The following is an 11,281-nucleotide window of genomic DNA, read 5'->3' as shown; positions in this document are numbered from 1 at the left end:
TCAGGTCGTTCAGATAGTGAATGTTTTCTTGGATTCACCGTAACCTTTTTCCTGCCCGTTCGTCTCCCCTTGTGAAGACCTCCACCCAAATACCTGCATGCTGAGGGGAATCATGAGTGAACTGAGCGACCACAAGAAAATCGTTGGGGCTATGTTGCCCACCGTGCAACCGTCGAGCACGAAAAGGCGGGGGCTGGTGTTTGCGCAGAAGCGCGTCCATGCGCGCACTGTTGTGCAGGCGGTGGGGGTCTTCTTACTGTTTGTAGTGGGGTTGGCGTGGTTGCAATTTTCCACGCCTCACCTCGTCGGCAATGACGGTTACTACCATATCAAGATGGCTTATCTCTTGCGCACCGAAGGGTTGCGCCCTGCATTCATCTGGTTGCCGCTGACCGTGCTCAACGCTAACCAGTTTGTGGACCATCATTACCTCTTCCATGTCTTGCTCATGCCGTTCACTTTTGGCGATTTGCGGCTGGGGGCGAAGTGGGGCAGCGTCTTCATGGCGGCGCTGGCCGGCGTTGCGCTCTGGTGGGTTTTGCGGCGGCGCAGGGTGCCGTGGGCAACCCTCTGGGCGCTGGGCTTCTTTGTCGTTTCCGATGCGTTTCTCTATCGCATGAGTATGCCGCGTGCGCAGTCGCTTTCACTCTTCTTCTTGTTGGTGGCTGTTGCGTGGTTGCTCGATGGTCACTATCGGCGGCTTGCACTGGTGGGCTTCCTGTATGTCTGGGCGTATAACGCCTTCCCGCTGCTGATTGTGCTGACCGGCGCGTATGGCGTGGCAACATTGCTGGCCGAAGGACGCTTTGAGTGGCGTCCTTTGGCGTATAGCCTGCTGGGTATTGCGGCGGGATTGGTCATCAATCCCTATTTCCCGCAGAACGTGCTCTTTCTTGTACACCACATTGCCCCCAAACTGAGCACACCGACGGAAATCGCCGTCGGGAATGAATGGTATCCCTACAAGACCGACCAACTGGTTCGCAACATGGCGCCGGCGATGGTGTTGCTGGCGCTGGGCTGGCTGGCGCAGGTGGCGTTTGGCGTGCGTCAACGCACCGAGAGCCTCTTTTTCACGCTTTGTGTCCTGCTGTTTGGCATGATGGTGTTGCAATCGCGGCGGTTCGTTGAATACGCGCCCCCGTTTGTCCTGCTCTTTGCCGCGTATCATCTGGGGCCTTTGCTGAGGAAAACGGCCTCGCGGCGTTCCAACATGCTGAGCGTGGCGTTGTTGCTGGCGGGGTTGGTGGCGGGTGGTTTCTACACATTGCCGCGCGCCCAGGCCGCTGTGCAGCGCTCCGCGCCTTCTGAACGTTATCAGGCGGCGGCGACGTGGTTGGCGAAAAACACACCGCCGCAGAGTCGCGTCTTCCAGACGGATTGGGACGATTTCCCACGCCTCTTTTTCTACAACCACCACAACACCTATCTCGTGGGACTTGACCCCGTGTTTCTAGAACGCGCCAACCCTGGGCTCTACAAAGTTTGGGTTGATATCACCGAAGGACGCAATGAGACACCTGGCTTGGTTATTCGCACATTCTTTGGTGCTGAGTATGTGTTCACCGACCACCGTCATGCCGCTTTTCTGCGCGTAGCGGCTGACGACCCATATTTGAAGGAGGTGTATCGTGATGATTTTGCTGTGATTTTCGCCGTAACCTTTCCATGAAGCCATACGTGTTTCAAGTGCCTCTGTCGAAAAGACATTTCATCAAAAGAACATGAGGAGGATAAACGATGAAATTTGTGCGAACATTGACGATCTTATTCGTGAGTGTGCTGGCTATGGTGCTGGCAACCGGCTGCGGTGATGCCCAAACCCTGGGCACAACGGTGGATGAATTGGCGCAGGTGCAAAACATCTCATTCGATGCGAATGGCGAGGTTGAAATTGTTGCCCCTATTGAAGCCATGGGCGATAGCACGATTGTTGTTGCGGGGCAGACTGTGCACCTGACCGACGCCACCGAAATCAAGGGGCAAATTGACGTTGGCACCATGGTGAAAGTGCACGTTTTCCTGGCGGATGACGGTACGCTTGTTGCGCGTGAAATTGAACCCGCCGATGAGGGCGCGGGCGATGACAACGCCAACGGCAATGAGAATGCGAACGACAATGGCAATGCGAATGAGAACGCCAACGAGAACGAGAACGAAGCCAACGAGAATGAGAATGAAAACGAGGACGAAAACGCCAACGAGACACCCGAAGGTGTTACCGGCGAAATTGAGATTGTGGCGTTGGTAGAAGCGCTGGACGAGGGCAGTGTGACGGTCGCCGGCTGGACGTTGCTGCTTACACCGCAAAGCGAAGTGAAGGGGCAGCTGGAAGTGGGCATGCTGGTGAAGGTGCATGTCTGGGTGATGGATGACGGCACGTTGGTGGTGCGCGAAATCGAGCCAGCGCATGATGACGATGACGCCAATGGCAACGAGAACGCCAACGAAGATGCGAATGGCAACACCAACGAGAACGAGATGGTTGGTGGTGTCGTAGGCGAGATGGAAATTGTGGCGCCGCTTGAAGTGATGGACGAACTGTCGGTGACGGTGGCCGGGCACACGCTCCTGTTGACGCCCCAAAGCGAGGTGAAGGGGCAGCTGGAAGTGGGCATGCTGGTGAAGGTACATGTCTGGGTGATGGATGACGGCACATTGGTGGTGCGCGAAATCGAGCCGGCGCACGATGACGACGAAGATGATGACGATGAAGACGACAACCGCAACGAGAACGAAGTGCGCGACAAGATGAAAATCGAAGCGCCGGTAGAGGCTCTGGGTGAAAACACTATCGTTGTCGCTGGCCAGACGCTCCTGCTGACACCACAAACGGAGGTGAAGGGACAACTCGAAGTTGGGGCGATGGTGAAGGTGGAAGTGTTGGTCATGGCGGATGGGACACTGGTGGCGCGCGAAATCAAGGTGGTGCGTGATGATGACGCCGATGATGACGATAATGCCAATGTGAATGAGAACAACGCTAACGATGACGATGATGACAATGACAACGAAGACCACGCCAACGCCAACGATGATGATGACGATGACGATGAAGGCAATGACAACCGCGGTGATGATGACGACGACGAAAACGACAACGGCGGCAATCCTGGCCCGAACCAAGGCGATCACAACGCCAACAACTCCGGTCCTGGCGGCGGCGACCACAATGGCAACGATGACGATCGCGGCGGCGACCATAACGACAACGGCGATGATGATGATGATGACCATGGTGGCAACGACAACGATGATGACGACGATGACGATGACCACGGTGGCAATAACAACGACGACGATGACGACGACCACGGCCGTGATGACGACTAATCACACGCCCATAAAAAAAGGCGCGGACACCATGTCCGCGCCTTTTTGGTTGTCGGCGAAAACCTTACACCGTGTTGATCACCGCCATCACGAATGGACGGCAGCCGGTGGCTTCATACAGATACCGTGATACGGTTGAGCGCAACCGCGTTTCCAGGGCGCTAATGTCGGTGCGATGCCCATTTTGGCTGTTGTTTACCACCTGGCGAATCCGCTCACTAATGGTGTTCAAAAGCTCTTCACTCTCGCGCAAGTAGACAAAACCCCGCGACAACAACTGCGGATTGCCGATCAGTTCGCCGGTTTGACGGTCGAGCGTCAGCACAGTGATGAAGAACCCATCACGCGCCAGCATTTCGCGGTCGCGCAGGACCACTTCGCCAATTTCACCCACGCGGTTGCCGTCCACGTACACCTCTTTCATGGGGAGCGGCTCGCCCAATTCAGCGCCTTTTTCATTGATGAGCAGCGGTTGCCCATTTTGAAGCACGAAAATGTTTTCACGTGGAATGCCCATCTGCTCCGCAAGCCGGGCATGCTGCACTTGCATGCGGTATTGCCCGTGAACCGGAATGACATACTTCGGGCGCAGCAGGTTGAGCATCAACCGCAACTCATCGCGGGCGCCGTGGCCACTGACGTGGACGCGCGCCATGCGCCCGTAAATCACATCGGCGCCCAAGCGGTACAGGTTATCAATCACGCGCGAAACGGCTTCCTCGTTGCCGGGAATGGGGTGGGCGCTCACAATCACGGTATCGCCCGGCATGATTTGGATTTGACGGTGCGAACCGTTCGCCAGCCGCGCCAACCCCGCCGCCGGTTCACCCTGCGACCCCGTGGTCAACAAACAAATGCGCTTGGGCGGCAATTGCAAGGCTTCTTCAATGGGCACAATCAACCCTTCGGGCGCTTGCAGATACCCCAACTTGAGCGCAATGTCCACGTTCTGCACCATGCTGCGCCCCGTGACGGCCACTTTGCGCCCGTGCTCCGCCGCTGTGTGCAAAATCTGGTTGATGCGTGCCAGCGAACTGGCAAAAGTGGCGACGATAATCCGCCCTTCAACCTCGCTGAAAATGCGGCTAATCGTTTCTTCCACAACCCGTTCCGACGGTGTTGTGCCTTCCACTTCGGCGTTGGTGCTGTCACCAAGCAGTGCCAGCACACCTTCTGCGCCCAAACGTCCCAATGTCGCCACGTCGGTGGGGTTGCCAATCGGCGGCGTGTGGTCGAACTTGTAGTCGCCGGTGACGACGACCAACCCGGCAGGTGAGCGAATGGCCAGCGCCACCGCATCGGGAATACTATGCGCGACATGCACAGGTTCGATTTCAAACGGCCCTACATGGAAGCGCTCGCTTGGGCGGATGGTGTGAATGGTCACGCCTTCGAGCAAGCCGTATTGCTCCAACTTGCCTTCCACCAGCCCGCGGGTGAGCCGCGTGGCGTAGATGGGGACATCGTGAAACCCATCGCGCAGAAGGAAGGGCAGCGCCCCAATGTGGTCTTCATGCCCGTGGGTGAGCACAATGCCGCGCACATGCTGGCGGCGTTCGCGCAAATAGTGCCAGTCGGGAATGACAAGGTCAATGCCATACTGTTCGGCGGTGGGGAATTTGACCCCCACATCAACTACGAGAATGTTGTTCCCGTACTCAAGCAGTGTCATATTGCGGCCAATCTCGCCCAGGCCGCCAAGCGGAATAATTTTCAGTTTACGTCCTGCCATAGAAACTCCTTCATTGGTATTGAAAAGACTTCGAGTGATTGTTCTCGATGGAGAATCCAATTTCAAGAAATTGCACTCTCCATCGCGCCCAATCAATCATCATAAAAAATGCCCCGTGTGCACGAGGCATCGAACATCATACCGCATATGTGCGAATGGCAAAAGCCGGTGGGTGGTGGGCTCATGCGAGCGGGATAACGGCTTGGTGAATGAGAACCGGTACAACCTACACAGTCTGTGGGGTCGCCAAGGGGCGCACGTTTTGCGCGCGTGGGCCCTTTTCGGCGTCAACAAGCTCAAATTCGACTTGTTGCCCTTCTTGCAGTGTGCGGTAGCCTTCCATTTGAATGTCTGTGTGATGCACAAACACGTCCGGCCCCTCGTCACGCTGAATGAAGCCGTAGCCCTTGGCGTTGTTGAACCACTTGACCGTTCCGACTTGAACTTCTGCCATCCTGAGCCCCCTCTTGATGACTGGCGGCCGCGTCGGCGCCGTATAGCAAAAAAGCGCCGAGGCTTGGCTCGCGCGCTTTGATGCTTCGTCGAACGCCTCACGACCTTACGGTTGGTTCTTGAATACGTCAAAGTGCCTCCGAGCAACACGCTATTGCCTGGTGCGACGCTTTCATGCCACCACCCACACCCCATGAAAGAATCGCACATCTGAAAGCGCATTACTCTTTGCATATTGTACAAGATTTGGCGGCCTACGTCAAGTAATTTTTGTAAACAATTAGCATAACTAATCAAATTCAACCACAAAACGATGCCGGTTGTGCCACCAGGTGCTGTAATCGTCCAGCCATTGCGCCGGTTTTGAGGATTCCTTGGCGGCTTGCAGGATGAACAGCGGCACTTGGACGCGCTCTTGGCGCCGTTTTTCGACCTCAGCGAGCAAGCCTTCGTCGGGTGTTGCGCCGCGAATGGCACGCAGTTTTACACGGTCATCCAGCGCAAGGCCGCTTTCAGGCGGGGGTGGTTCAAACACAACCACATTCAACGGGAGACGCAGGCGCTGTTTGAAAAAGCGTTGCCAGGCGCGTAAGGCGGCTTCTATGTCGGTGGGGTCAATGCCTTTGAGAATGCGCCGAATGCGTTTCCCTTGTTCGCCAAGGTACGCCCATGCGTGGCGGCGTTCGAGTTCAGCAATGGTGGCGGCGACGTCGGCTTCGGTGTCGCGCGGCTCGGCGCGTTCCAGGTCTTCAAACGCCAGGTACATGGTGCGCCAGTCCATGCCGTTTTCTTCGCATTCTTCGATCATGCGCGCGGGCATGTTGCGCAGGGTGTGGCTATCCCACGCCACGCACGCCAGGCGTTCTTCGGGCAGCACTTCGATGATGCGCCCTTGCCAGCCGCTCACATCAACATCCAGGTCGGGGTCGGCGACGCCTTGGCGGGCACGCACCACATCGTCAACCTGCCACACGGGGGAAATGTCATCAAGGTGGATGAGCATACGCGCGCTACTCCAGGCTCAATCGGGCGACGTTTTCGACATGGTAGGTGTGCGGGAACATGTCAAGCGGTTGGACAACATCGAGATGGTAGCCCTGCTCGCACAAGAAACGGATATCGCGCGCCAAAGTGGCGGGGTCGCAGGAGACATAGATGAGCCGCGGTGGGCGCAGGCGTGCCAGGGCTTCCAATGCTTCGCGTTCGATGCCGGCGCGCGGTGGGTCCACGATAACGAGATGCGGGCGCGGGGCTTCCCAGTTGCTGAGCGCGACCGCCGCATCTTCAACAAACGGGGAAACATTGCCCAGGTCGGCGCCGTTGTGGTGGGCGTCATGGATGGCGTCGGGGTTGGATTCGACGATGATGACATGCTGCACTTCGGGGGCGAGGCTGATGCCCAGAAGCCCAACGCCGCCGTACACATCCACCACTGTTTCGATGCCGAGCAGTGGTTGGGCAAATTCGCGCACAAGGTACACAAGTTTTTCAGCCATTTCAGTGTTGGTTTGGAAGAAACTGTTGGCGGAAATGCGCCAGCGCCGTCCGGCGACTTCTTCTTCCAGGTACGGCGAGCCGACGAGTGTCACCGGGGTTCCATCGGAGAGGACCATCACCACCGATACGGGCAAATCCACTTCGATTTCCGGCGGTTCATCTTCCAGGGTTTCCAGAATGACCATGCCGTCGCCGGTGCGGTCGCTTCCGCGCAGGGCAACCCGTTGCAGGCTGGGGAAACTGATTTCGAGTTGCTCGAACAGTTCGGCTACGCGGTGGTTCATAATCAAGCAAGCGTCAATGGGTTCGACACCGTTTTGGTCGGCGCGGATGTAGCCCAAGCGCCCATCTTCGCTGATATGCAATTGAACATGATTCCGATAGTGCCAGGGGGTTTCCATGCCAATGCATGGGCGCACAACTTCGGGGTTTTGTTTACCAATGCGCGCAATTTGGTCGCGCACGATGTCGGTTTTGTACGCGAGTTGGGCGGCGTAGTTGGCGTGTTGCCAGTGGCAGCCCCCACATGCGCTAGGACCAAAATGGGGGCACCGTGGTTCGACCCGCTCAGGTGCGTTGGTCAGGCGTTCTACCACCACGCCGCGCGCCCATCGTTTGTGGGTTTCTGTAAGGCGCACGATAGCGCGTTCGCCCGGCAACACGTAGGGCACGAAGACCACGCGCCCATCGTCAAGCCGTCCCAAGGCTTCGCCGCCGTGAACCATGCGTTCAAATGTGATGTCATAGGTTGTCATAAAACTTCCTGCTGTTCAGATTGGATTGCAGAGCAACCGATATTGTATCACACATTGCCAAAATGACGATGTTGCCGCGCCGTATGTGTTGAAGGGGAGCACGAAGGTGTGAGACGACATTTTGTTGAAATGCCGATTGTAGCCGTAAAGTCCTATTGGAGAAACGGGGCTTTTGGTTAGAATGTGCTTCCGGAAGCGGGCCTTTTGTTTGAGGTTTTTTCAAAAAACGGTATTCGCATTTACAAACAAGATTCATCTAAAACATGTATGATGCGCCTGGACAGTGTTCCAGGCTTTATTACATTGGGGTGTTTTTTCAAAAAACAGGTGTGTGCAAATGGCGTTTTTTTCCAGGAATAACGAAAAGAAAATTGAAGAAACATCATTGCCTGAAGGGTTTTGGGACGTTGACATCGAGCGTATTTTGAAGGCCCCCGAAGGCTTTGTTTATGAAATCACGCTCGATATGTTCTTCAATGCGCGCCACTTTGTCGTGATGAATGGCGTACCGGGCGAGGTACATACGCATTCGTATCGGTTGCAAGTGCGCTGTCGCAGTCGGCAATTAGAACAAGACTCGCACGTTGTTGTGGGGTATACGGCTATTCGTGAGCGGATGAACCAGGTGGTCTCGGCGTATAACAACCAGTTGTTGAACGATTTGCCGCCTTTTCAGCGATTACAACCCACAACGGAAAACCTGGCGGCTGTACTTTTTCAGCAGTTGGAACGCTTGCTCGCCGATTTGCCGGTTGAGTTGGTCGGGGTGACGGTGTGGGAATCCCCGACGGAGTCTGTCGCGTTTCGGCTCGAACCGGTGGAGCAGGAGCGCTTTCAACAAGAAGAAGCCTCGCGCGCATTGCGACGACCGGATACGCGCAAACGGTTCTATGCGCTGATGCGTGCCCAGCAGGCGGCGAGTTTGAAAGCGTTGCAGCATGGAGACGATGATGAACACCGTGCGCAACAGGCAAGTTGAAGCCTTCAAACCCATAGGCTGGTGGCTGGGGGGCGCCTTGGGGCTTCTGGCTGGGGCGCTTTGGTTTTATGCACCAGTGCTGTTCGCACCTGCCGGGACGTATCCCTGGGCGCCGGACACGTTGGGGCATGTTCTCAAAGCCACCTATCTCGCCGAAAGTGTGGCGCAGGGTGTCTGGTACCCCGACTTGTTTCCGGGCTGGTACATGGGGTTGCAAATGCTGCGCTACTATCCCCCGGCGGCGTATTACCTCATCGCTGCTCTGGCGCAGGTTGCGCCCAATATGCTTGTCGCAACCAACTGGCTCATGGTTGGTGCGCTGCTTGTGGGCGCGTGTGGCTGGTTGCTCTATCGGCGCTGGCTGGGCATGGGGTGGGCGCTTGTGGGGGGCGCATTGTACTTGATATTGCCCGACAATGTGCGTGTCGCGTTTGCTGATGGAAACGTCCCGCGGGTGGTGGCAATTGCTTTGTTGCCCTGGCTGCTCTTTGCCGTGTTGCGTGCGCTGGAACCGGATGGGCGCGCTCGACATCTGTTCATCATCGCCGTTGGCATGGCGCTCACCGTGCTGAGCCATGCCATGATGGCGGCGATTTATGCGGCAATGCTGGCGTTGCTCAGCCTGGCATGGGTGATGGCGTTCTCCGGCGGAATGCGCCGCGCTTTGCGCGTGATTGCCGCATTGGTGATTGGTATCATGCTGAGCGGCTGGTGGTTGTTCCCCAGTTTGACGGGTGGCATTACCGATATTGACACCACCGCCATGACCGAAGCCTTGGCGGTTGTGCCGATTGCGCACTACTTCGATCCAAGGGTGCGTTTGTCGGACATTGAAACGATGACAGTGGGCGCGTTCCTGTTGATGGGTGCGCTCATGCTGCTGCTCTGGCGACGTCGGCAGTCTCCGGCGGCGTTGGCGTTGGTGAGCGTCGGTTTTGTGGGCATTCTGCTTTCAACGCCACGCGTGAACACGTTTTACAACGCTTTACCCATGCACAGCCTGCTCTGGCCGGCGCGTTTTTTGGGGATTGCCAGCACATTTGTGCTCTTCGGCGTACTTTGGTATCTGCGCGATGTGCCCTGGCGTGGGCGCTGGCGCGTCGTACCAGTGGTGCTTTTGTTGCTGGTGTGCGCCGAGTTCATGCTGGGGCGGCGTTTGGTTTTCATGCGTCCACTTTCTCCCGATCTCGAAGCCGTTGTATCCAACCTGGCGCAAACGCCCGGCTGGCGCGTCGCCACGCTGGATCATAGTGCGCTTGGCTCGAAAACGTCCTATTGGTTTGCTGTGCAAGGGCGGGAGCAGGTGTTTGGCTGGGCGTATCAGGGCGCAACAACGGCTCGCACGGTTGCCGCGCTCAATGAGGCGTTGCAAACCGGGTTTATCCCCTACGTTTTGTCTCGCCTGGATGTGTATGGTGTGGATGATGTCGTGGTCTTGAAGCGCCTGCCGACAGTGAACGATGTGATGCGCGGGCTTCAGGGGCATGGGTTTCAGCGTTTGTACGATGGTGAAGAGATTGCCCTCTATCACCGTGATGGGGAACCCCGTGCGTTCGTTGTGGAGTGGCAGGGGTTGGGGATTGGGCGCGGCGCGCAAAATGCGGCTTACATTTTCCCTTCAATTGTGATGGGCACATCGCCTTATCTCGATGACTACACGCTGGATGAGTTGACGCGGTATCCGCTACTGGTGTTGTCGGGGTTTCAGTGGCATGACAAGCAGCGTGCCGAAGCGCTGGTGCGTGATGTGGCGCGGGCGGGTGTGCGTGTGGTGATTGACTTGACGGGTACACCCCCGGACCCGATGGCGAGCATTCCGCATTTTTTGGATGTGTGGGGGGAACCGGTGGTGCTGGACGAACGTCCCGTGCCTGTCAATCTGGCGACTGGCGAGACGATGACGCTCTCGCCTTTTGGAACGCATGACGGCGAAAAATCCATTTTGTGGTACACGCACACGCCCCAGGGGCTGAGTGGTGATGTGGCGACAACGTCCTACATTGGAGAAAAAGCCACGCTGGTCGGCTACAAAGATGTTGACGGCGGGCGTGTCTGGTTTGTGGGGTACAACCTCTTTTTCTACACCCTGGCGCGCGGCGATGTGGACGCTATTCATCTGCTGGAAGAAGCGACTGGTTTGACGGCGCACGCGCTCCCGGTGGTGCACCCCGTGCCGTTGCAGGCATACAAGGCTGGCACGTTTGGGTATCGCTTCACCTACACTTTGGAAACGCCGCAAACGCTCTTTGTGCCCATTGCCGCCCATGACCGCTGGGCGCTCACCCTGGATGATGCTCCCTCTGCGTATCAATCCTATGAACGCTTGCTGGTGATGGATGCCCCGGCTGGGACGCACCAGGTGGCGCTGCGGTTCCAGCCGCCGCCGATTTACACGGTCGGGCGGCTTGTCAGTCTGGCGGGGGTGGTCTTCTTATTCGTGTTGCTCTGGTATGTGCGGCGTACACCGGCGGAGCGCCCACTTTGGCCAACGTGGTATCCCATGCCGGAAGGTGTGCAGGTTTCTTCGTGAGG

At 57.0% G+C, this 11,281-nt stretch carries 8 protein-coding genes; 4 read left to right on the top strand and 4 right to left on the bottom strand.

The features are described from left to right. The first annotated feature begins 112 nt into the window (after positions 1-112). Positions 113-1,672, top strand: a complete 1,560-nt coding sequence (locus SE16_RS07805; protein WP_060687434.1) for a hypothetical protein — start codon at positions 113-115, stop codon at positions 1,670-1,672. Positions 1,673-1,740: 68 nt separating this feature from the next. Further along, positions 1,741-3,333, top strand: a complete 1,593-nt coding sequence (locus tag SE16_RS07800) for a DUF5666 domain-containing protein (RefSeq protein WP_054491922.1) — start codon at positions 1,741-1,743, stop codon at positions 3,331-3,333. 64 nt (positions 3,334-3,397) lie between these two features. Here the strand turns inward: SE16_RS07800 and SE16_RS07795 are convergent, their stop codons facing one another. The 4 genes from SE16_RS07795 to SE16_RS07780 form a co-directional block, all read right to left on the bottom strand. Next, the gene (locus tag SE16_RS07795; protein ID WP_054491923.1) at positions 3,398-5,065 is read right to left on the bottom strand and encodes a ribonuclease J; all 1,668 of its coding nucleotides are present in this window, start codon (positions 5,063-5,065) and stop codon (positions 3,398-3,400) included. 226 nt (positions 5,066-5,291) lie between these two features. Then, positions 5,292-5,519 carry a cold-shock protein gene (locus SE16_RS07790; protein WP_054491924.1) on the bottom strand — a complete coding sequence of 76 codons (228 nt, stop codon included), beginning with the start codon at positions 5,517-5,519 and terminating at the stop codon, positions 5,292-5,294. A gap of 288 nt (positions 5,520-5,807) precedes the next feature. Continuing rightward, on the bottom strand, positions 5,808-6,521 hold the full coding sequence (locus SE16_RS16750) for a hypothetical protein (protein WP_054491925.1): 714 nt from the start codon (positions 6,519-6,521) through the stop codon (positions 5,808-5,810). A gap of 7 nt (positions 6,522-6,528) precedes the next feature. Next, positions 6,529-7,770 carry a class I SAM-dependent RNA methyltransferase gene (locus SE16_RS07780; protein ID WP_054491926.1) on the bottom strand — a complete coding sequence of 414 codons (1,242 nt, stop codon included), beginning with the start codon at positions 7,768-7,770 and terminating at the stop codon, positions 6,529-6,531. 385 nt (positions 7,771-8,155) lie between these two features. Here SE16_RS07780 and SE16_RS07775 point away from each other — a divergent pair, with 385 nt between their 5' ends. Beyond that, positions 8,156-8,749 carry a 6-carboxytetrahydropterin synthase gene (locus SE16_RS07775; protein ID WP_161804522.1) on the top strand — a complete coding sequence of 198 codons (594 nt, stop codon included), beginning with the start codon at positions 8,156-8,158 and terminating at the stop codon, positions 8,747-8,749. Beyond that, positions 8,721-11,279 carry a 6-pyruvoyl-tetrahydropterin synthase-related protein gene (locus SE16_RS07770; protein WP_054491928.1) on the top strand — a complete coding sequence of 853 codons (2,559 nt, stop codon included), beginning with the start codon at positions 8,721-8,723 and terminating at the stop codon, positions 11,277-11,279. The genes SE16_RS07775 and SE16_RS07770 overlap by 29 nt, the downstream gene beginning before the upstream one ends. The last annotated feature ends 2 nt before the right edge of the window (positions 11,280-11,281 follow it).

It is taken from the genome of Ardenticatena maritima (genome assembly GCF_001306175.1).
GTDB lineage: Bacteria > Chloroflexota > Anaerolineae > Ardenticatenales > Ardenticatenaceae > Ardenticatena > Ardenticatena maritima.
Note: the sequence above shows the minus strand (reverse complement) of the source record. Positions and strands in the feature narration are given on the sequence as shown.

Coding starts and splice junctions, on each gene's coding strand:
- SE16_RS07770 (WP_054491928.1), top strand. CDS start 8,721: ATGAACACCGTGCGCAACAGGCAAGTTGAAGCCTTCAAACCCATAGGC.
- SE16_RS07790 (WP_054491924.1), bottom strand. CDS start 5,519: ATGGCAGAAGTTCAAGTCGGAACGGTCAAGTGGTTCAACAACGCCAAG.
- SE16_RS07780 (WP_054491926.1), bottom strand. CDS start 7,770: ATGACAACCTATGACATCACATTTGAACGCATGGTTCACGGCGGCGAA.
- SE16_RS07800 (WP_054491922.1), top strand. CDS start 1,741: ATGAAATTTGTGCGAACATTGACGATCTTATTCGTGAGTGTGCTGGCT.
- SE16_RS16750 (WP_054491925.1), bottom strand. CDS start 6,521: ATGCTCATCCACCTTGATGACATTTCCCCCGTGTGGCAGGTTGACGAT.
- SE16_RS07805 (WP_060687434.1), top strand. CDS start 113: ATGAGTGAACTGAGCGACCACAAGAAAATCGTTGGGGCTATGTTGCCC.
- SE16_RS07795 (WP_054491923.1), bottom strand. CDS start 5,065: ATGGCAGGACGTAAACTGAAAATTATTCCGCTTGGCGGCCTGGGCGAG.